Origin of the sequence: Neorickettsia findlayensis (genome assembly GCF_009856525.1) — a bacterium.
In the GTDB taxonomy this organism is placed as follows: domain Bacteria; phylum Pseudomonadota; class Alphaproteobacteria; order Rickettsiales; family Anaplasmataceae; genus Neorickettsia; species Neorickettsia findlayensis.
Genome location: NZ_CP047224.1, coordinates 343,568 through 364,440, shown reverse-complemented (window position 1 = coordinate 364,440; position 20,873 = coordinate 343,568). Strand labels below are relative to the sequence as shown.

Sequence of the window (20,873 nt, the reverse complement as noted above, 5' to 3'; positions counted from 1 at the left end):
ACTACATTTAAGGTTTTGAAAAAAAGATGGCTAGTGTACTTGTGCTGTCTGGGTATGGGCTTAACTGCGAGGACGAGACACTTCGTGCGTTTGAGCTTTCCGGTTTTACAGGGAGCATCTTGCATCTAAATGATTTGCTCAGCAACCCTGGCAAACTTCGCAGTTACCAAGTTCTTGCGATTCCTGGGGGTTTCTCTTTTGCTGATAATACAGGCGCGGGAAACGCGTTCGCGTGTAAAACTGCTCCCTTGCTAGAAAAAGTAGAGAACTTCCTAGAAGAAGATAAACTAGTCATAGGCATATGTAATGGTGCACAGATACTTGTACGTTTAATCAAAGATCTGGAGGTCACTTTTGAGGCAAATACCTCGAACCAGTATCAATGTGAGTGGCAAGACGTTGAAGTGCCTGAGAGTGGTTCTATTTGGATGAGGGGTATTCATAGAATCCGTTTACCAATTGCTCATGGCGAGGGAAAATTAGTACCCCTAGATATGGGCAATTTGAAAGTCGATGTCGCCATGCGGTACACCCAGGATGTGAATGGTTCTTACGACAGGATTGCTGCTGTTACTGCATATGAGGGAAAGATGCTGATTACTATGCCCCATCCAGAGAGAGCGGTTTCTCTCGTACAAACTGACGACTACTATATGGTTCGAGAGAAGTGCAGAAGAGAGAATGTACCAATCCCTAGAGATGGGCCTGGGATGCAAATTTTTAAAAACGCGTACGATTACTTTCGTTAACCTAGCTATCTCGGTTTTGTTGCTTCGGCGCCTCAGTGTTTTAAGGCATTGGCTTTTCTTCACGCTTTTACGTCTCTCACAGCTAAACCACGACTGAGGCGTATGTTTCAATATTATCACGCTCGAAAAACCTTTTTACTCCCCTACATCAACCTGATACAAGCTCAAAAGTGTAGGACACTAGAATAGAAGCACACTCATTGTTGCTAACTCTACGGCAACTCAACTCCTCTTAGATAGGGCTCAATCATCCCTATCTCTTACAGAGAATTGCCTATACTTTTCCATGAGTGACTCAGCATTCAGTTTTGCATAGATCTCAGTGCTCGCAAGTGAGGCGTGCCCTAACAATTCCTGTATTTTACGAACACCAACACCCTCTTGTAGTAGATGTGTAGCAAAGCTGTGTCTAAGCGCGTGTGGCGTAGTATGCTCTGGAAGATTGAATTGTCTACGAATTGAGAGGAAAGCCCCTGCTACAGCAGTCCTACACAACTTATTTCCGTTCCGATCCAAAAAAAGAAAACTTCCCTCATCCAACTCGAATGGACACAAAGCAATATAATCTGCCAATGCAACACGTACTATAGGCAACAACCGAATCATTCTTTCCCTACCACCTTTACCCACTATTTTGATCTCACTATGAGCAAGATCATCAACTCTTAGACTCAACGCTTCACTAATCCTCAAACCAGAACCATACAACAAATAGCATAGAGCAATGTTCCTCTTTACTATCCAACTTATCTTCAAGGAAGAAAATTTTTCAATTAATTCTATTATTTCCTTAAAACTTAAAGAACGTGGCAGCATCTTCGGCTTAAACCTCAATACAACACTTAAGACATCTTCATTTACAACTTCCTTATGTTTCGCAAGGTATCTAAAAAAGCTCTTTACTGAAGACAAAGCTCTTGCATTTGTGCGGAAAGAAATAGAATTTTTTCTTCTACTAGCAAGCCAGGCGCGTAAATCTTTATCATCTATGCACTTCAGGCTAGCACAACACACAGATTCGCCTCTGTAAGTAGAAAGGAAATCCAAAAAAGCAATAGCATCCCTATTGTAGGCAACCAATGTATTACTAGAAAAGCACTTTACACCACCTAACCATCTTGTCCACTCATCAAGAATGGCGTAAACCGAGGGATCAATTCTATACTCCACAATTCATAGAAAAAACTTCCAGCACTGACACACTTTTAAAAAGAGCAAATAGGCTTTAAGTAGAAGCTCAATTTGAGTAAGACTAGTATTCCAATTTAACTATAAGAAACATAATGTTTCCTACCAGAGATCTTATAGTGTGCTGAACTCAACTGAAGAAAAAGTTCCACACATTCAGGCTGAGGTTCCACAGCAATACCCTCTTCGTATCCTTCTAAGGCAACCATGTTTACGCACATACCATAATTTAGAACATCATTGGCATATCCTTTCATAAGCTGCGCAAGAGCTGCATTACTTGCAACATACGGGGAAAAATACAAAGGGTTTTTGCCAACAATTTTCTCAAGAGAAAGAAAAATTACCCTACCATGCTCAGAACGTTTCAAAAGCCCATCAAAATTTCTGAGCATATACCAATTTAAAGAAAAATTTTCTTCTACTATTCTTCTCCACTCATCAACTTCATAATCTACTAGGAGATTGGGCTCACTTGTATAAAAATGCGCAGAGATGAGAACGTCTAACTTTTTTGAGGTACCTGAGATAGCATCCTTAAGCGATTCCATCTGAAAAACATCCAGCACATCTGCTTGCACAAGAACTGACTCTCCTCCCAATTTTTTTATATCTTGATTTAACTCATCAAGATCCGATAGATCTGCTGCAGGCAAAACGAGAGAAGCCCCTTCCGAAGCAAATCTTCGCGCTATAGATGCGCCGATCCTGTTACACACACCAGTTACTAAGACTATTTTTCCCTGCATCATAAAAGTCTCTTCAAAAAAAAGCTCGTACAAGATCTTATAATAGGGACCGTGGCTTTGTACAATGGACTATTACATGTATAAGAGCCATGCTGGTCCTCAATCCTGAGTCATATTCCTTGCAAAATTATAGAAAGAATGTTCTTCTAAAACCTATACCATTTGTCTTATCAAATCTAAAAAAGTCACCTCATTACATGGATTAGAGTTCATTCTCATTATTTTGTGTAAAAATTTTTTGTACTTATCCTTACTCAATCAAGAGAAGTCCCTTTATTAGATATATTAGATAAAATGAACGAGCCTTGTTTACATCTATAGGTGGAATCATTGTGTACTTAGGCAGTAAAATAAATTTTGTAACATTTAAATAGACAGCAATTATCACTTCACACACCTAAAAAAAGCGCTATTTACCTTTTTGAGCTATATTTAGGTAAAAGCGAAAATTACTATACAATGAACCTGACAGAAGACAATTTTCAAAATACAACTGGTATAGAAAACACACCTTAAATGGAGAGTGAAATTTGAAATTCATAGACGAAGTAAAAGTTTTTTTAAAGGCAGGAAACGGTGGAGACGGCTGTTCAAGCTTTCGAAGAGAGAAGTTTGTTGAGTTTGGTGGACCGGATGGTGGTTGCGGAGGAAATGGAGGAGACGTGGTCTTTGTCACAGACGAGAATCTCAATACATTACTGGATTACCGGCATAGGGCTCACCTCAAAGCTAAAAACGGAAAACCCGGCAGAAAATCTAATAAACGTGGTGAAAGTGGTTCTAACCTGGTTTGTAAGGTACCTGTAGGTACCCAGATACTTACACAGGATGGAGTACTCTTATCTGATTTGGAACAGCCTAAACAAAGCTTCATTTCTGCTTTCGGTGGAAAAGGTGGTCGTGGTAATGCAACATTTAAAAATTCATTAAATCGCGCTGCAACCGAGTTTACCTATGGTGAACCTGGCGAAGAAAAGATCGTAATTTTGAATTTAAAAATATTAGCAGATATTGGCTTAGTCGGGCTCCCGAACGCAGGAAAATCTACGTTTTTGTCTAGGTGTTCGAACGCTAAACCAAAAATCGCCGACTATCCTTTTTCAACGCTTGAGCCAATTGTAGGAATAGCGGAAATAAACAACCGTGAAATAGTCATAGCGGATATTCCTGGTATTATTCAAGGAGCTCATAAAAACCTCGGATTGGGATTCAAATTTTTGAAACATATAGAACGCTGCAAGGCATTGATATATCTTGTAGACGGAACAGAAAAAGATATTTACTCGGTTTATACACTCTTATTGAAGGAACTCTCTCTCTATAGTAAAAATCTAGAAACAAAAGAGCACTTTATTCTTCTTACAAAGTCCGATCTACTTACCAAAGATGAAGTACAAGAAAAGTGCAAATATATTCAGGAAAGAAGCGGAAAGCTTACATTGCACACAGGTACTGATCAGGAAATTGAGTCTCCTCTGGAGGCTGCTCAAAAACTTGTTGAACTTCACAAATCGAACAACAAATCACCTAGCAAGTATGACCCATTAAAAGTATAGCTTTCCTGCCCTTAGTATACGAGGCAATAACTTGTTAGAGCCCTCGCGTGGACTGTTAGAGGATAAAAAGCGTAGCATTCTACACACAAAAAAAAAGTTAGTTAATCCTGTGTTCGACAGCACTTACAGAATAGGGTCAACCGGTTTTCGCTGCAATAGAAAGACACGTTGGAAAATCAGTAGGTACAAACATCTACAACACAAGTTTACACGCCTGATACTAACGGGTGATACTTCTTGAAAAATGAGCCACTGTTGTCACTCTTACATACACACTGAGCCTTATCATAAATAGAAAAGACGTCACCAATGTTCTTAACATCAGCTTTATTGTACTGAAATTTGTCCAACCCAGAGGAAATGAAGTCCGGTATATTATGAAAATCTAGCTTCCCAGCAAGAAAATCTTCTACAGCAAGATCATTTACCGCACTCAGCACAATTTCTTGATCAGTTTTAAGAAATTTTAGCGCTTGAAATTCCTCCTCTTTTGCGGCATAGAATGTAAATTTTCTCGTTGCCAAAGGAACCTTACCGTAGGCATAGGTCTTCTCATAACCGCCTTCAACCAATCCAGCAAGGGCATTATTTATCCCAACTCTCATATCCGGTAGGGATATAAAAGCGTGCTGAGAACCATCTAAAAAATCAACCATTCCATGTATTAGAGCTTCTGGATGTATCAGAACAGAAATTTTTTCTTTAGGTATTCGGAAAAGGTAGTGTGCTTCTATGACCTCCAACACTTTATTCATCATAGTGGCAGAATCCACTGAATTTTTCTTACCCATCTTCCAAATTGGATGAGCAAGAGCACAAGCAACCGTAATATTTCTCTTTCTCTTCCGAAAAAACGGTCCACCACTAGCAGTTAAAGTAATTCCTGAGACAAACGCAGGAGGTTTGGAACGCAATAACCTAGCTACAGCATGATGCTCGGAGTCCAAAGGAATGATCTTATCAACAAAGGGTAAGAGTAGACTACCTCCACACACAAGGCTTTCCTTATTGGAAGTCGCAACTTTAATCCCTCGACTTATCGCGCTATATATCGGGTTTAAGGCAGCAATTCCAGAAATGCTTACAATAAGCATATCATTGTCACAAAGTGCATTGCCTATTTCGATCTCTCGATCAAGTATGACTTCTATATTCTGTGAACATAAAGCAGTTTTGACTTCCCTATAAGAAGACTCATCAGCAACAAAAACCTTTTGTGGAGATAATAAACGCGCCTGCTGTATTAACAATGCGTGGTTACTATGACAGCTCAGTGCGTCAACCTTAATTGCATCTCTATAGAAACGAGAGACCACATCAACAGATTGACAACCAACCGAACCAGTAGAACCCAAAATGGAGATTTTCTTCATGCACTTACAGAATCTTTTAGCTCCGAACTGGCCTCGTATAGATAGTTACCCTGCATATATCTGATTCCTAATTCCTTGAACAAATCAAAGACACTTTTGTCTTCAACAAACTCCGCAACTACCTTAATGTTCAAGTTATTTGCAATTTCAAGAATACTTTTAATAAAAATAGAAGCATTCTTACTAGTTTTAATTTCCCCAGCGAACTCTCTATCAAGCTTAAGATAATCTATCGGTAATTTCTCAAGCTGCGAGAAAGGGAGATAGAAATTCTTTCCGAAATCATCTAGAGCTATACCACATCCAAGAGATTTTAATTTAAAGATAAAGTCAAACATCTTGTCTGTATTAGACAATAATATTCCCTCCGTAATCTCTACAACTAGCCTTTTTGCAACGAATTGCAGTGTAGCAAAGGATTTTAAAAATCCCTCTATCTGTAACTCGTCACTTGCACTTAGCATGGAAAGATTAAATGACAATCTTAAATCACTATGACGCTCAAGAAGTTCAACAACGCGCTTGAAAACAAATTTATCCACTACAGAAATCAAATGCGTTTTTTCCGCTGCAACTATACAACTCCTGATACTTTCTTCGCCCTTAACCCTCAATAGGAATTCACTAAAAATTACACGTGAAGTCTCTATATCAACAATTGGCTGAAAGACGTTTAGTAACTCGTTGTTTCTCAGTGCGCTGTGCAGCACCGTAGCTTTTGCAACTGCATCCGAGAATTCTTGCAACTGCGAAGTACAACTTGCATAATCGACAACCCCACTACCCTCCTTTTCACCAAAAGAAACAGCCGCGAAGGCTTTTCTTATCACTTCACTTGGCGCCTCAAACGAAAAAACATAGTAACCTACAGCAAAGCTCACGTACTCGAGAAATATGGAAGAAGCAATCTCTGTTATCTTTTCATATATGCTCCACACAGAACTTGCACTACTCTCAAGAATCAGAATAACTGGTGGCTTAAATGCCACGATATTTAAACCAGCCGCAAGCATCCGTTTTTCTAACTCAAGCAGATACCCCTCACATTTCCTTTGATCATAAGAAAAAACTCTGTAAGAAAGAGGATTCGATATTTTCGCAACAAGAAAAGTACCCGATTTAGACTGCAAGATCTTTTTCTTTACTAAATAGTCACACCCCTCAAACATTGCAAAAATCCTTTAAACACAACACGCCTAAACAGTAAGACAATCGATCACACACCATCTCACAAACCTATAGTAAGTATAACTCTAGTGAGTTAAGTTTTCCGCTCAACATAGTAATGCCTTTCTATTACATCAACAAGAGCATCCAAAGTGGGCACACTAGATACGTAAACTGTATCACAACTCAAAGTAGATGCTATCCTGGGACTCATAACAAAGTAAGAAAAAAAATTTGGACTTATGCCATATTTAAGAAATAGTGATTTGCATAAAACCGCAGCCTGAACCGAAAGCAAGATTACACCACTAATGTTTCTTCTCATTAACGCAGCATAGACATTACTAGAAAACTCTTTCACCGGGCACATCATATAACAGATTCGACGCTCTACTGATTTGAAACCCCTTTCTAAACATGAAGAAACAATGTCCCTCGTTATCTCCGCTCCAGAAAGATAAATAACTTTCTCATCTTTACTAAAGTGGGAAAGCACATAAGCTTCTAGTTCATTAGCTGTACCACAACCACAGGAAACAACATTAGAAAATCTACTGAAAATTGCAAACTCAGCAATATTGTCACTCATCGTATACAATTGTAAATCTCTACTTGCCTTAGCCCAAGTGAGCGCTCTAATCGCGTTTTTACTACTAACAACAATCTTTGCAGCAATGAGCTCGGCAACATCAAACCAAAGCGGCTGGAGAACAAAGAGTGGTTCCATAAGACTTTCTATGTTCAAACTTCGTAGCCGCTGCTGTAGATATATCGCATCCTCGACTGGCCTAGTTATCAAGATCATAGCGACAACACTATCTTGATTGCACAGTCAATTTTAGCACATAACTTTATGCGTTCCTCCAATTCCTCGATGCAGTGGCGAAGTTTCACTGCGTTTCCGGAGTTTCTCGCACGCACGTGAACTGTAATAATATTCCCAATGCCGCTATATGAAACTTGCCTGACCGTCACACCATTAAATCTCTCATCTTCACCGATGATTTCCCCCCAATGATAATAGATAAGGAATCTAGCACCGCCGTATTGCAGAATCAAATCCCGATCAAACTGACACAGCGCCGTTCCAAACTTTTTCATTTGATAGAAGAATCCTCAAAGATACACTGCTAACAGGACTAAAAAGGCATCCAAGTCAAGTATATCTCTGTTTGAAACATTCACAAAGCCGGTCAAAGAATTTTACTTGGAGCATAATAATGCTAATACTACAATGTACAGAGACCCTGTCAGAATTGACAAATTCCTTGCTGAGTGCTACCGGGTACACAGGCCACAACTGTAAAGACAAAAACTAAGATGCAAATATTTATTGCCTCCCCCAGAGGCTTCTGCGCAGGTGTTGAACGTGCAATAGAAACAGTGGAGATAGCAATAAGAAGGTATCCAGGAAAAAAAATTTTTGTCTACCATGAAATAGTTCATAACTCCAGTGTTGTCCAGAATTTCGAAGCACAAGGTGTGGCTTTTATAGAAGACATCACTAAAGTAGAACCAGAGTCAGTACTGATTTTCAGCGCGCACGGTGTCTCTGAAGAAATTGAAAAATACGCAAAGTCACTAGATTTAGTACTCGTAAATGCAACCTGTCCTCTGGTCTCAAAAATACATCGTGAGGTCCAGAGATTTGAAAAAGAAGGTTTTACTATTCTAGTCATAGGAAACAGAAATCATGCTGAAATAATCGGAACAGTTGGAAGAACCAGGGCACAAACTTACGTTGTCCAAGAGCCCGAAGATATAGATAATCTCCCCACAATAGCTGGAAAATTAGCATACGTCACACAGAGCACACTTGCGCTTGAGTACGTGACAACAATGACAAACAAGATAAAGAAAAAATTCCCAAATGTGGTCGGGCAGTCCGATGTATGCTACGCAACTCAAAACAGACAAGAAACTGTAAAAGCACTTGCAAAAAAAGTAGACCTAATGTTGATAATTGGCTCTACCAACAGTTCTAATTCACGGAATCTAATGCGTGTTTCATCGAAAATATGCCAAAAAGCATTTCTCATAGATAATTACAATGAAGTCCAACTCGATTGGTTTAAAGGAGTGGGTAAAATCGGAATTAGCTCAGGCGCTTCAGCTCCAGAAATACTTGTGCAAGATCTCGTGTCATTTTTGAAAAAAAGATTTCCTTCTGCGGAAGTTTCAGACTTTAAATTCAAAAAAGAGAGGGTACAATTCAAGCTCCCGGATATATAGAGAAATGAGATGAAACTTCAACTCATATCTGATTTATAGCGCTCCCGCCTTCGTTATCATATACAACTTCATGCTTCCTATACACGCCCCTCTTTCCAATTAACCAAGGTTAGGGCTCGTCTTGATGGCTTTTATCCCAGGAAGTGTACCATCCTCCTGAAATTTAAGAAAAGCACCCCCAGATGTAGAAATATAGGAAAAACATGGCTCCTGGAGTGACTTAATTGCAGCTAAGGTATCGCCTCCTCCTATTATGCTCTTGATATTCGCATTCTTTGTTAGGAAAGAAATAAATTGAGCTAACGCATTTGTACCAGCACAAAACGGCTCAAATTCAAAAGCACCAATTGGACCATTCCATAAAATCTTCTCTGCTTTTGAAAGAATGCTCTTCATTGCAATGAGCGATGCCGGCCCTACATCCAAAATCATTTCATCTTGAGGGATCATCCTGGCATCAGTAAGGTGGAAATTTTGATCCTCAACCCCACGTGAGGTAACGAAATCAAATGGTATAAAAAGTTCAGGTAATGAAATATCACAGTGACAATCCTCGCACATGGATCTGCCTATGCTATAACCCCTAGAACGCAATATCATATTTACTAGAGCACCACCCAATATTACCATTTTTACTTTTTTCAGAAGACCTCGTATTAATGGAAGCTTCGTTGAAATTTTGCTACCACCAATCACTGCGACGGTACTCCTTGTAGCTGCATTGTCTAGCTCTTGATATTCCCGTAAAAATGCCAAACCCATAGCAGATGGAAGAAATTGTGGTAGTCCCACTATGGATGCGTGTTCCCTGTGCGAAACAGAAAAAGCATCATTTACATACACATCACCGTGTCTTGCAATGAGCATTGCAAATTTAGAATCGTTCTCCACCTCACCAGTAAAGAATCTTATGTTTTCTAAGAGTACAATCTCCCCATGTTTGAGCAGAAGTTCATCACTTGGATCCGATACAATACGTATATTCAAGCCAGTAAACCGACAAATCTGTCCAATAATTTTCTCAAATGAGAATTTCTCCTTAATAGCAGCAGCTGGTTTACCAAAATGAGAGACCAATAATATACTGCAACCATTTTTTAAAAGTAGATTTATAGTTGGCAAAACTACCGCAATCCTGGAAAAATCAATTATTGAACCCTCTTGATTAACCGGAACATTAAAATCGACCCGAAGAACTACTCTGCAGTCTTTTACATCTTCTATATCAATCATTTACAGATAACTTGAAAACGTTCATTACTATTTTGCGTCAGATAGTCATGTCACATCTGCAGTGCTCAATGCAACTGCAATATTCGACTTGAAGAAAAGCAACCCATGCAATCACACCACAAACCGTTCCCGTAAACATAACGAATTTTGACGCCGTAATACAGTATGTGACTTTCCAATCCAAACTAACTACATAAAAAATATAGACACCAAAGTACTTGGACGTATAAAAAAGATCTTTTTGCTACACCAGCGTACAGTAAAACTCATACTATTTCGCGAATCGCTGGAACAAAGATATAATAACTTTATAAGTTAGTACTAATAAATCTAGCTACATCCAACATACGCGCAGAAAAACCCCACTCGTTATCATACCAGGCACTCAAACGTAGCAACCCACCATCAACGACATAAGTACCAGTAAGATCAACTATCGCACTATGAGAATCTTTATTGAAATCCACTGAAACTAGTGGTTCAGCACAAGTTGAGAGAACACCACTTAAATAAGAAGATTCTGCTTTGATAAATGCACTGTTTACTTCATCAACAGTAACCGCTCTAGAAGTAGTAACTGTCAAATCCACCATTGAAACATTGGGTGTCGGTACCCTGACTGCAACGCCATCAATTTTTCCATCCAAATCAGGGAATATTTTCCCTATAATCTTTGTCACCCCCGTTGTAGTCGGAATAATTGATGTCGCACAAGCCCTACCACGACGCAAATCCCTGTGACTATTGTCAACAACATTTTGGTCGTTCGTATATGAGTGTATGGTAGTCATAAAAGCAGCTTCAACACCAAAATTTTTATGTACTACTTCGATTAGCGGTACGAGACAATTAGTGGTACACGAACCGACTGAAATTATTCTGTCAGAAGGAGTGAAAGAATGGTGATTCACCCCATAAATTATGATAGAATCTGCATCTGAAACAGGTGCAGAAACTAAAACAGCTTTCGTACCAGCTCGAAGATGACCCGACGCTTTAGCATGAGAATTAAAAACCCCACTACATTCTAAAACGATGTCAACACCTAGAGCACGCCAATCAAGAAGCGATATATCCGTCTTTCTAGAAAATTGAACTGGTACACCATTTAACATAGCCACATTGTCGCCAACTAAAGACATCGAACACTCAAATTTTCCGTGTACAGAATCATATCTCAAAAGGTGTAGACAATTCTCAATGGAGCTAGGCGTGTTTACTGCTACTATTTCCAATTCACCGCACGGAGAACCTATTAATATCCTCAAAATCGCTCTACCTATGCGACCAAAACCATTAATTGCTATTCTCATTTGTTCAATTGAGGGATAAAATCACAGAGCCAGGCAAAAAATCACGAAATAAAAAAGCCAGAAAATCCTGAAAAACTCTAAATACCCTTGACTGGATTTGAACCAGCACATCCACGAGGATAGCAGATTTTGAGTCTGCCGCGTCTACCGTTCCGCCACAAGGGCACATAACTACTCTTTTTTCTCATCAAGTGGGAGACTTAAGTGACCCACCACCCCTTCCCATGGAGTAAGAGAATCGAACGACCTATAATCCTGAGAAAGATCAACCTTCTCATAAACAACTTCCTTCGACTCGAGATCGTACCTTACCTCTTTATAACCTGTAAGAGGAAAGTCCTTCAACATCGGAAAACCTTCAAAACCGTAGTCTGTAAGTATCCTACGAAGATCGGGATGGCTTTCGAAAACCACACCATACATGTCATAAACCTCTCTTTCGAACCAATTCGCGACTGAAAAAACACCACAACATGTAGGTACCTTCTCAGAGACTGGATCCACACATACCTTCACGCAACACCTTCTGTTACTCTTTAAATCGAGTAAAAGGTAAACAACTTCAATTCTTTTTTCTCGCTCCAAGTAATCTATCCCAAAAATATCAACCAGCTGCTCAAAGCCACAGGAAGACAAATAAGAGATAAGCTCAACCAGGGACTCCAGGGAGGAATTAATAATACACTGCCCAGGTGCATTAATTAGAGCATCAACTTTACTTGTGTCAATAGCCATATTCGGTAAATCGGTTTATCTCCTGATAAAGTTTCTCTGACGGTTTATCTTTTTTTGAAGGCATAAAACACCATACAAAAGCGCTTCTGCGGTAGGTGGACAACCAGGAACATATACATCGACGGGTACAATCCTATCGCAACCTCTCACGACAGAATAAGAGTAATGATAGTATCCTCCACCATTAGCACAACTTCCCATTGAGATTACATACTTGGGCTCAGCCATTTGATCGTACACCCTGCGAAGCGCTGGTGCCATCTTATTAGTTAGGGTACCAGCAACGATCATGACATCAGACTGCCTCGGACTCGGCCTGAAAATCATTCCGAATCTATCCATGTCATATCGACTAGCAGTAAAATGCATCATCTCAACCGCACAGCACGCCAAACCAAAAGTCATCGGCCACAAAGAACCGGATCTGGCCCAATTTATAAGGTCATCAAGTTTAGCAACGAGATAACCACTATTGCCACCACTAGGGAGAGTATCTACACCACTCAAACTATTGTTCATAATCCATCAAGTAATTAAGCAAAAACAGTCTAGCTTACTTTCACAAACCACTAAAACTGACGCAACTCGACCAGGAAGACAAAAACGATACTTACTCACTGCAAAATTACTAACATCAAAGCACTACACAAGACGAACAAAAAAAATCTCTGCACATAAAAAGATCTACCAACACAATAAATCTCTCAACCAGAGTATCTACCTCCAATCTAGTGCACCCGAAATAAACTCGTAAACAAAACCAACGGTCAAAATAGCAAGAAAGACTACCACTGAAACAAAAGCCGTAGGACCGAGCTCTCTAGCAGTTACAGCCCATGGAAAAAGAAAAATTATCTCCAGATCAAAGACAATAAACAGTATCCCCACTAAATAAAATCGAACATTAAACCTCTCACCAGTGGAGCTTAATTTGTCAAAGCCGCACTCGTAGCTATCGCCCTTGTGCCTTTCATGCGAAGAAGGTGCGATAAAAACCGGCAAAATAAGCATCACACAGCTAATAAAGCACGCTACAAGAAAAAAGAGGCCAATGAAGATATAGCCTTCCATCATCAACTTACTTACGCCAACAAGTAGGGATTCTAACATCTTTGCAAGCGCATAAATAGGGCCAGACAGTATATAGTTTACGCTGTGTAACGGCAATTAAAATACAATTTCAATGCTCACTAAAGTGTGGATAGAATTTAACTCTCTTGCTTTAATGGAAAAACAGGTATACAATTTTTGCCATTCGTCTTATGCTTCTCGCTTCTTAAGATTGGACTCCAAAACGCGATTTCTTTTTAGCATCCTCAGATGCGTACCGGTCGTTCTCGAAGAGTATTTTGTCCCATTACTGGTTTTGACTATAAGGCTCTGGATGGTTGGGGTTTTTTTCTATTGCGGTCTCTCAAGATTGTCAAGATTGTTATCTTGCTTTCTGCTTGCTTTGTGTGAGTACAAATTTTCACTGCTGGGAAGTGTTCTATGGGCGGTCTTATGCACAGCGAGCGACTTTGTATCAGCGCTTTTAGTTGGCCTTGGACTCCTAAGCAGAGTGGCATCCTTCCAGATGCTTGTTGCAACCACTATTGTTTATCTCTCCTATAGCGGTCTTTCGGAGTATTTTCATTTGCTGGTCGCCGGAAGTGTTCTTGCGCTTTTTGGATTTAGTTTTTCCCAGTTGCTTCTCTCGAGAGAAAAAGAAACAGGACGCAGTTTTTTACTGCCGTAGACGCTATTTCCTCCCTGCAAAGTGGGTGATGTAAGCTCTGCTTGGTGGTTCGAGCAGTTTAGCAGTGCACGTGCAGACACAATGCCTACCCCTGGGACGGGTACCCATACACCAAATATGCGGCAATTCAGATAATTACACTATTTAAAAACCTCTTGCGACAAACGTATGCAGGAAAAACTCCCACACTTATATACACAGCAACATTTCATGATCCCACATACCGATCATCATTAAACGCACGACGCGTAAGCTCTAGATGAATTTGCACTAAATTATATCAAGTGGAATCACAGCATTAAGCGTAACCGACGCACGCAAATTCGCACCGGGAAAATTTAATACCCACTACTAGTCACCCTTAATGTAAACAGCGTTTAAAATTCTTCTTATGTAACCCACCGATTTCTTTTCCAATGCTTCCTTGCGCAAATCAAGAATCATTGTTGCCAAACCAAAAATAGCACTGTATTCAGGCCCATAATGTGTATTACGCGCTTTCGTATTTCCATGAGTACGCACCTTTTTTGAGAAAACTTTTTCTGCTATATGCTTAATATTCCCTATTTTACTACCGCCTCCAGTAAGCACAACTGTAGAAAAGTTAACGTCTTTAACTTTCTCGTTGAGCAGCTCAAAAGTCTCCTCCAAACGTGGGATCACCATATCTGCGATTTCACGCATGCTAATTTCTTTAAGGTGTGAGACATCAGAAAAAAGAGAAAGATCTACGCGATTATTCTCATTATTTTTATCCAAAAAAAGAGCTGCTCGATCCTTTTTTAGTAGGTCCGCACTTGAAACACCAATATTCAGTCCAAAAGCTATATCCTTACTAACGTGTGATCCACCAATAGGAACTCCAGCAACATGACACACACGACCATCTTTGAAGACAGCACTCGTTGTTGAAACTGCGCCCATATCGACGACAAGCGCACCAACTTCCTTCTCATCATTGGATAACACAGAATAACCACCTGAATATGGAGCAAATGAGCACCCTAAAAATCTCAAGTTGCACTGAGAGATAAGATTCTCCAAATTGAGCATCATAGTTTTAATGCCACTCACAACATAAAACGACGCACTTAAGCATCTGCCATACATTCCAACCGGATTAGAAACACTCTGTACTCCATCTATAAAGCACTCTTGTTGAGACATGTGTATTATTGGAGTACTCACTCTATCAGCAATTTTTTTCTTAATAAGCTCTACATCTGCAACAGAAATCTTCTTATCCTTGATTTCGATTTTTTCTCCATAGTGCCTTCCAGCGATACTGGTGTCAGAAGTAATAACATACACACCATCTATTGCTTCATCTGACACTCTCTCAGCCGCCTCCAAAACATCCGTTATAGAGCGCTTCGCCTTTTCTATGTTGATTACAGCGCCTCCCCTTATACCAACCGTAGGTACTTCGGCAGCACCAACCAAATCGAGCTCACCGGAATTTGTAAACTTAAACGTCGCACATTTAAGCCTATCACTACCCAAATCAAGAATCGTAAAGCGCGCTCCATCGTGCAATGACTGCAATCTTATTTCCATACTCTAATAAAATTTATCTCAGAACCCCTGGTACCATATTTGAATTAACTTTACACTTAGGCTGCTCGAGGTATTCAACAACTCAAACGCAAGGTTCCCGAAAAGTTTTCCCCTATAAAACGTATAATTTGATCACTGAGATTTTTGATTTCTTCCTGGGATAAACCATGTCTTTGGTTTTCCATACTTACGAGAAAGGCTAATGATAACATCCGTTTTCCCTTAAAATCACCTTCATACTTATCAAAGAGAGTCACATTTTTGATGGAACCACTGATCAAGTGCAAACCCCTCTCAATATCACCCCAAAGTGGCACTTTGTCTAGATCAAATACGAAGGAAAAGTCCCTTTCGACAATTGGAAATCTGCTAAAAGTGTTTTCCTTCAACTGAAGACTGCAGGCAAGTTTAGCTAAAAATAACTCAAACACGATAATTTGCCTATTTGAAGCAACTCTTGGATGCAATTCACCCACAAAACCAACTTCTCTATCTTTAATTTTTACGTTAGCCACTTTCCCAGGATGATATAAGGACGGCCCATCGCATTTTTCGAAAGAGTATCTCCCCTCTAAATCTAAAGAAGTTAGAAGTGCTTCTACATCGGCTTTTACATCAAAAAAATCCATCTTATGAGCTTTTTCATGCATATTTCTCGGAAATGAGTCACCACAGACTAGACCCGCAACCATCATTTCTTCACGGATAGTTGAATAAATTTTACCTATTTCAAAAATCTTGATGATCTGAACCCCGTTTTTGATATTTCTTTGCGCAACTTCAACCAAGTTAGGAATGATACTAGGTCGCATAACATTGAACTCAGCACCTAGCGGATTTTTAATAAGCAAGAGGTTTTCATCAGCAGAACACTTCTTCTCTGCCATGAACGGCCATGTTACCACCTCAGAAAATCCTCTGTTCAGCAATAATTCCCTAATTCTATCCTCCTTGGAAGTATTAAAAATTACTGGAATCTTACTTTTCAGAGGGACACTGCGCAGTTGAGCATAACCATATACTCTAAGAAGCTCTTCAACTATACACGCCTGAGTGGTAATATCGTTGCGCCAACTGGGAGGAACAACTCTGAAAATCTGCAAATCCTCTTTTGAACCAATCCCAAACTGATCAGTTGGCATATTGGTGTCGTGCACAGAGTCTTCAGTAGCTAAGCTTTTTTTATTTCTAAGATCAGGATTTTCATAATACACTTCTTTTTGCACGCACTGATCCAGTATATGTACTGCAAATCCAAGTCTTTTAAGAATCTGAACTGCCTTATCTGAGTCGATCTCTATACCAGTAAGTTTGGTAAAAAATGATAAAGAAAAATCTATGAATTTTCTCTCATCTTTAGTGAAAAAACTCTCTATTTTTCCTTGTTTTCCGGCACAAACATCAGATATCAGCTGAGCGGCAAGTCCTAGCGCTTTTTCCGTAAAATCTGGATCCACGCCACGTTCAAATCGATAAGCAGATTCTGTACTGATTTTCATAGCCCTTTTTGTAGAAGCAACCATTACTGGATCAAACACAGCTGCTTCGATAAAAATATTGCGTGTCAATAATGTACAAGAGCTTAATTTACTTCCTATGATTCCGGCAACTGCATGTAATTGCATATCTCGGTCCCTAATGATTATCGACCCAGCTGGTACTCGATACTCCCTATCATTTAAGGCAGCAAAGTGATATTCCTCATCTGATACAGATACCTGTAAAATCTCACCAGCAATTTTATCCAGATCGTAAATGTGCAGTGGCAACCCGTATGAGATCATTATATAGTTCGCTATATCTACGAGGGCGGAAATCGATTTTACACCTATTCTTTCCAGCCTACTCCTAAGCCACTCTGGAGAGATACAATTCGTTACATTTCTGATCACTAATCCAGAAAATCTTCGGCAGGCAGCTGGGTTACAAACGCTAAATAGAGTATCTGCATTACTTTCCGCATTCGTACTCTTCTCAAAGGGATTGTTAGCTAACTCGTCAATCATTGCGTTGCTCTGAGAATAAACTATACGAGAATGAGACATGGTCCTATCGTGATCAGCTGTAACGTCCATTACCTTACCAGAGTCATGACACCCGTTTTCATAGTTAAATTCCGTGTACAAGTCGTCAAAGGATGCTTTACACGTGTTAATGAGAACGCCATATCCTCCTGCAGCTAATTCCCTTGCTACGCCATGCACGCTTAATACATCGCCCCTATTAGGTGTAACAGCAATTTCAATGAGTGGATCAATTGTGAAAGTATCCCCCACCCTGTAATCATCAGAGAGCTCAATAATACCTCCATTATCCTCGCCAGGAAGTCCTAACTCCCCAAGAGAACAGAGCATTCCTAGACTTTCGCATCCCCTGATTTTGCTCTTCTTAATTTTCATCATATTAGATGGCAGAATCGCACCGACCTGCGCAAGTACAACTTTAAGATCACCCCTCACATTTGGTGCACCGCAAACAATTTGTAGTTCTTGCACACCATCAAAAACCTTACAGAGACTCAATCTATCTGCCCCTGGATGCTTATTACACTCAGTAACTTGTGCTACGATGAAACCTCTCCCTATCGAATGACAATTCTCCACCTCAAAACCCAAAGATATCAGTGCTTCAACAATTTGCTCTAAAGAAAGTGTTGTATCTAGATGCTCTAATAACCATCCAAAAGTGAATTTCATAAAGGGGAAAGGATAATAGAACTATTAAGATAGCATGATATTGACACATTTATGAAAAGTTTTTTATGTCAAACATCACTCCATTGGACATACCGATCTGAAAAGTAGCCCTCTTTGTATGGAGAAATTGCTATAACACCAAAATTCACTATCACCCAAATCGATAAAGTTGCTTTGCATGTATAACTACAGAGATTACGATCAAAACCACGACACCAGCACAATTGATAAATAAGAGAAAAATTTTATAATCAGTGTTACGCCTTCCTTTTTAAGCCGAAAACTCGATGAAAAAATTTTTAGAAAACCTTTCTCTCTGGATGGGGATAATAATCCTTGTAACTCTTCTGTTTGGACAGGTCGCACTGAACTTTGGTTTTGGAGTCAGAAACGAGAAAATTCAGTTTTCAGAATTTTTGGACCTCGTGGAGAAAGGAGAAGTAGAAAAAATAGTAATAGAGGGCTATGACATATCGGGCGTATTGAAAAGTGGGACGCGTTTTTATACTAAAGCTACTCAGTACACCGAACTGATTCCACTTCTAAGAAAAAATAATGTTGACTTTCAGGTAGCTTCTGGAGACAGCTTCTTGGGTTTACTCTTCAACATTCTCATATCCTGGTTTCCAATGCTTCTTCTAATCGGTGTTTGGATCTTTTTTATGAAGCAGATGCAAGCCGGAGGTAACAAGACCATGACTTTTGGAAAGTCAAAGGCAAGACTTCTGAGTGACAGGAGCAACAAAGTAACTTTCCATGATGTCGCAGGGATAGACGAAGCGAAAGAAGAGCTAGCCGAGATTGTTGAGTTTTTAAGAGAACCAAAGAAATTTCAAAAATTAGGTGGAAAAATCCCTAAAGGATGTCTGCTAATAGGACCTCCAGGTACTGGAAAAACATTGCTAGCCAAAGCAATTGCTGGAGAAGCGAAGGTTCCGTTTTTCAGCATCTCTGGTTCAGATTTCGTTGAGATGTTTGTCGGTGTTGGCGCAAGTAGGGTCAGAGATATGTTCGAGCAGGGCAAAAAAAATGCCCCATGCCTGATATTCATAGACGAGATTGATGCAGTTGGACGTCACCGCGGAGTTGGATTCGGTGGCGGCAATGATGAACGCGAACAAACTCTGAATCAGCTCTTAGTCGAAATGGATGGTTTTGAAGCAAATGAAGGCGTAATCATTATCGCTGCCACAAATAGACCAGATGTGCTTGACCCCGCTCTATTACGCCCAGGTAGATTCGACAGACAAATAACAATTTCTATTCCTGATATAGCAGGAAGACAAAAAATATTGGAAGTTCACTTAAAAAAGATTCCTACCGCACCAAATGTTGAGGTTTCAATTATAGCACGAGGTACACCTGGATTCTCTGGCGCGGATCTTGCAAATCTAGTCAATGAGTCGGCGCTTATCGCGGCTCGCAGGAACAAGAAAGTGGTAACCAATGACGACTTTGAGTACGCAAGAGATAAAATACTCATGGGAATGGAGAGAAAATCTCTCGTCATGAGAGAAGAAGAAAAGTTATTGACTGCCTATCACGAAGCTGGACATGCTGTCACTAGCTTGAAACTTGAGGCATCAGATCCAATACACAAAGCAACTATTATCCCTCGCGGACGAGCTCTGGGACTCGTAATGCGACTTCCTGAACATGATCGTATTTCCTTCACCAGAGCAAAGATGCACGCTGATTTAATTGTTGCAATGGGTGGAAGAGCTGCTGAACAGATAATTTTTGGAGATGATAAAACAACCAGCGGTGCTGCTTCAGATATAAAACAAGCAACTAACCTAGCAAGGTCAATGGTTACAAAGTGGGGAATGAGTGAAAAAGTCGGTCCACTCCTTTATGGTGAACAGAATGATCCAAATAATCATATCCTTTCAATTGAGATGTCTAATCTCATTGATAATGAGGTTAAACAACTTATTACAGACGCCCTTAAAGAAGCTACTAGACTTCTCAATGAGAATTTAGACTCACTCCATCGGATAGCGAAAGCATTGCTTGAATATGAAACCCTTACAGGAGAGGAATTATCAACCCTACTTGAAGGGAAGCCATTCCTCAAAAAGGCTTCTGATGATAAAAAGGTTGTTTCTAAATCTTCATTAGACGTTGAAGATGACAAAGTAGACAGGGAAACACTAGAAAAATTGGAGTCAGATCTTGATACTGAAAACAAGGAATGAAGGCATTTTACGTTTACCATAAAATAAAGTCCGAAGACTTGCCTCCGGAAAAGGGAGAGTTTATCTACCTGAGCTCATCGTTTTCGTTTTCAGCATTTTTTTTCTCACATTTTTGGCTTGCTTTTCATCGGATGTGGGGTTTCCTGGCAATCTTCATGTTATTCCAGGCGTTAGTGTACAAGATTTCAACAGTACTGGAACCATCAGCATCTTTTGTTCTGACAGGAATCCCCTCTTTCTTTTTAGGGGCTTTTGCTCACCAAATAAGGGAGAAGCATTTACTAAAAAGCGGTTATAGATTGTACGCAATACTCATGGCAGAAAATATAACCGTAGCTCAGTTAAGATTTTTCAAAGAGATGGGACATTTGATTTAGATAAAAAAGTCT

Annotated in this window: 19 protein-coding genes and 1 tRNA gene; 6 read left to right on the top strand and 14 right to left on the bottom strand. The window is 39.8% G+C overall.

Annotated features, from left to right (window positions below; genetic code table 11):
- The first annotated feature begins 26 nt into the window (after positions 1–26).
- Positions 27–749: a phosphoribosylformylglycinamidine synthase subunit PurQ gene (locus GP480_RS01775; protein ID WP_160095337.1), complete on the top strand. Its 723-nt coding sequence runs from the start codon at positions 27–29 to the stop codon at positions 747–749.
- A gap of 243 nt (positions 750–992) precedes the next feature.
- Here GP480_RS01775 and GP480_RS01770 read toward each other — a convergent pair whose 3' ends face one another.
- Positions 993–1,919 carry a tyrosine-type recombinase/integrase gene (locus GP480_RS01770; RefSeq protein WP_160095335.1) on the bottom strand — a complete coding sequence of 309 codons (927 nt, stop codon included), beginning with the start codon at positions 1,917–1,919 and terminating at the stop codon, positions 993–995.
- A gap of 95 nt (positions 1,920–2,014) precedes the next feature.
- A complete protein-coding gene (locus GP480_RS01765; RefSeq protein WP_160095333.1) occupies positions 2,015–2,689 on the bottom strand; it encodes an SDR family NAD(P)-dependent oxidoreductase in 675 nt (224 codons plus the stop codon).
- Between the two features lie 527 nt (positions 2,690–3,216).
- Here GP480_RS01765 and obgE point away from each other — a divergent pair.
- On the top strand, positions 3,217–4,242 hold the full coding sequence (gene obgE / locus GP480_RS01760; RefSeq protein WP_160095331.1) for a GTPase ObgE: 1,026 nt from the start codon (positions 3,217–3,219) through the stop codon (positions 4,240–4,242).
- Positions 4,243–4,448: 206 nt separating this feature from the next.
- On the opposite strand, the gene GP480_RS01755 is transcribed toward obgE, so the two are convergent.
- From GP480_RS01755 to GP480_RS01740, 4 genes are all read right to left on the bottom strand, one after another.
- The gene (locus tag GP480_RS01755) at positions 4,449–5,615 is read right to left on the bottom strand and encodes a 1-deoxy-D-xylulose-5-phosphate reductoisomerase (RefSeq protein WP_160095329.1); all 1,167 of its coding nucleotides are present in this window, start codon (positions 5,613–5,615) and stop codon (positions 4,449–4,451) included.
- On the bottom strand, positions 5,612–6,784 hold the full coding sequence (locus GP480_RS01750; RefSeq protein WP_160095327.1) for an EAL domain-containing protein: 1,173 nt from the start codon (positions 6,782–6,784) through the stop codon (positions 5,612–5,614). The genes GP480_RS01755 and GP480_RS01750 overlap by 4 nt, the downstream gene beginning before the upstream one ends.
- A 92-nt stretch (positions 6,785–6,876) precedes the next feature.
- Positions 6,877–7,587 carry a uroporphyrinogen-III synthase gene (locus tag GP480_RS01745; RefSeq protein WP_160095325.1) on the bottom strand — a complete coding sequence of 237 codons (711 nt, stop codon included), beginning with the start codon at positions 7,585–7,587 and terminating at the stop codon, positions 6,877–6,879.
- Complete coding sequence (locus GP480_RS01740; RefSeq protein ID WP_160095323.1) at positions 7,584–7,883, bottom strand: hypothetical protein; 300 nt, start codon at positions 7,881–7,883, stop codon at positions 7,584–7,586. The genes GP480_RS01745 and GP480_RS01740 overlap by 4 nt, the downstream gene beginning before the upstream one ends.
- A gap of 219 nt (positions 7,884–8,102) precedes the next feature.
- Between GP480_RS01740 and ispH the strand changes: the two genes are divergently transcribed.
- A complete protein-coding gene (gene ispH, locus GP480_RS01735) occupies positions 8,103–9,014 on the top strand; it encodes a 4-hydroxy-3-methylbut-2-enyl diphosphate reductase (protein ID WP_160095321.1) in 912 nt (303 codons plus the stop codon).
- A gap of 99 nt (positions 9,015–9,113) precedes the next feature.
- Here ispH and GP480_RS01730 read toward each other — a convergent pair whose 3' ends face one another.
- The 6 genes from GP480_RS01730 to GP480_RS01705 form a co-directional block, all read right to left on the bottom strand.
- Positions 9,114–10,247 carry a phosphoglycerate kinase gene (locus GP480_RS01730; protein ID WP_160095319.1) on the bottom strand — a complete coding sequence of 378 codons (1,134 nt, stop codon included), beginning with the start codon at positions 10,245–10,247 and terminating at the stop codon, positions 9,114–9,116.
- Positions 10,248–10,555: 308 nt separating this feature from the next.
- Positions 10,556–11,560: a type I glyceraldehyde-3-phosphate dehydrogenase gene (gap, locus tag GP480_RS01725; RefSeq protein WP_160095317.1), complete on the bottom strand. Its 1,005-nt coding sequence runs from the start codon at positions 11,558–11,560 to the stop codon at positions 10,556–10,558.
- Positions 11,561–11,642: 82 nt separating this feature from the next.
- A tRNA-Leu gene (locus GP480_RS01720) sits at positions 11,643–11,725 on the bottom strand.
- A gap of 6 nt (positions 11,726–11,731) precedes the next feature.
- Entirely contained in the window at positions 11,732–12,295 is a 564-nt protein-coding gene (locus tag GP480_RS01715) for an NADH-quinone oxidoreductase subunit C (protein ID WP_160095315.1), read from the bottom strand.
- Between the two features lie 15 nt (positions 12,296–12,310).
- Complete coding sequence (locus tag GP480_RS01710; protein ID WP_160095313.1) at positions 12,311–12,814, bottom strand: NuoB/complex I 20 kDa subunit family protein; 504 nt, start codon at positions 12,812–12,814, stop codon at positions 12,311–12,313.
- Positions 12,815–13,012: 198 nt separating this feature from the next.
- Complete coding sequence (locus GP480_RS01705; protein ID WP_185147409.1) at positions 13,013–13,405, bottom strand: NADH-quinone oxidoreductase subunit A; 393 nt, start codon at positions 13,403–13,405, stop codon at positions 13,013–13,015.
- A 274-nt stretch (positions 13,406–13,679) separates the two neighbouring features.
- Here GP480_RS01705 and GP480_RS04085 point away from each other — a divergent pair, with 274 nt between their 5' ends.
- Complete coding sequence (locus tag GP480_RS04085; protein ID WP_237111380.1) at positions 13,680–14,033, top strand: hypothetical protein; 354 nt, start codon at positions 13,680–13,682, stop codon at positions 14,031–14,033.
- Positions 14,034–14,384: 351 nt separating this feature from the next.
- On the opposite strand, the gene ftsA is transcribed toward GP480_RS04085, so the two are convergent.
- Positions 14,385–15,590 carry a cell division protein FtsA gene (gene ftsA, locus GP480_RS01695; protein WP_160095309.1) on the bottom strand — a complete coding sequence of 402 codons (1,206 nt, stop codon included), beginning with the start codon at positions 15,588–15,590 and terminating at the stop codon, positions 14,385–14,387.
- 74 nt (positions 15,591–15,664) lie between these two features.
- The gene (gene ytpR, locus GP480_RS01690) at positions 15,665–18,286 is read right to left on the bottom strand and encodes a YtpR family tRNA-binding protein (RefSeq protein WP_160095307.1); all 2,622 of its coding nucleotides are present in this window, start codon (positions 18,284–18,286) and stop codon (positions 15,665–15,667) included.
- Positions 18,287–18,573: 287 nt separating this feature from the next.
- Here ytpR and ftsH point away from each other — a divergent pair, with 287 nt between their 5' ends.
- The gene (gene ftsH / locus GP480_RS01685; protein ID WP_160095305.1) at positions 18,574–20,484 is read left to right on the top strand and encodes an ATP-dependent zinc metalloprotease FtsH; all 1,911 of its coding nucleotides are present in this window, start codon (positions 18,574–18,576) and stop codon (positions 20,482–20,484) included.
- A complete protein-coding gene (locus GP480_RS01680) occupies positions 20,481–20,861 on the top strand; it encodes a DUF2628 domain-containing protein (RefSeq protein WP_160095303.1) in 381 nt (126 codons plus the stop codon). The genes ftsH and GP480_RS01680 overlap by 4 nt, the downstream gene beginning before the upstream one ends.
- Positions 20,862–20,873: the final 12 nt, after the last annotated feature.

What these genes read in the sequence shown, in the direction of transcription:
- GP480_RS01740 (WP_160095323.1), bottom strand. Translation starts at nt 7,883, where the DNA reads ATGAAAAAGTTTGGAACGGCGCTGTGTCAGTTTGATCGGGATTTGATT.
- GP480_RS01715 (WP_160095315.1), bottom strand. Translation starts at nt 12,295, where the DNA reads ATGGCTATTGACACAAGTAAAGTTGATGCTCTAATTAATGCACCTGGG.
- ftsA (WP_160095309.1), bottom strand. Translation starts at nt 15,590, where the DNA reads ATGGAAATAAGATTGCAGTCATTGCACGATGGAGCGCGCTTTACGATT.
- ispH (WP_160095321.1), top strand. Translation starts at nt 8,103, where the DNA reads ATGCAAATATTTATTGCCTCCCCCAGAGGCTTCTGCGCAGGTGTTGAA.
- GP480_RS01750 (WP_160095327.1), bottom strand. Translation starts at nt 6,784, where the DNA reads ATGTTTGAGGGGTGTGACTATTTAGTAAAGAAAAAGATCTTGCAGTCT.
- gap (WP_160095317.1), bottom strand. Translation starts at nt 11,560, where the DNA reads ATGAGAATAGCAATTAATGGTTTTGGTCGCATAGGTAGAGCGATTTTG.
- GP480_RS04085 (WP_237111380.1), top strand. Translation starts at nt 13,680, where the DNA reads ATGGTTGGGGTTTTTTTCTATTGCGGTCTCTCAAGATTGTCAAGATTG.
- GP480_RS01710 (WP_160095313.1), bottom strand. Translation starts at nt 12,814, where the DNA reads ATGAACAATAGTTTGAGTGGTGTAGATACTCTCCCTAGTGGTGGCAAT.
- GP480_RS01680 (WP_160095303.1), top strand. Translation starts at nt 20,481, where the DNA reads ATGAAGGCATTTTACGTTTACCATAAAATAAAGTCCGAAGACTTGCCT.
- GP480_RS01765 (WP_160095333.1), bottom strand. Translation starts at nt 2,689, where the DNA reads ATGATGCAGGGAAAAATAGTCTTAGTAACTGGTGTGTGTAACAGGATC.
- ytpR (WP_160095307.1), bottom strand. Translation starts at nt 18,286, where the DNA reads ATGAAATTCACTTTTGGATGGTTATTAGAGCATCTAGATACAACACTT.
- GP480_RS01730 (WP_160095319.1), bottom strand. Translation starts at nt 10,247, where the DNA reads ATGATTGATATAGAAGATGTAAAAGACTGCAGAGTAGTTCTTCGGGTC.
- GP480_RS01775 (WP_160095337.1), top strand. Translation starts at nt 27, where the DNA reads ATGGCTAGTGTACTTGTGCTGTCTGGGTATGGGCTTAACTGCGAGGAC.
- ftsH (WP_160095305.1), top strand. Translation starts at nt 18,574, where the DNA reads ATGAAAAAATTTTTAGAAAACCTTTCTCTCTGGATGGGGATAATAATC.
- GP480_RS01745 (WP_160095325.1), bottom strand. Translation starts at nt 7,587, where the DNA reads ATGATCTTGATAACTAGGCCAGTCGAGGATGCGATATATCTACAGCAG.
- GP480_RS01705 (WP_185147409.1), bottom strand. Translation starts at nt 13,405, where the DNA reads ATGTTAGAATCCCTACTTGTTGGCGTAAGTAAGTTGATGATGGAAGGC.
- GP480_RS01755 (WP_160095329.1), bottom strand. Translation starts at nt 5,615, where the DNA reads ATGAAGAAAATCTCCATTTTGGGTTCTACTGGTTCGGTTGGTTGTCAA.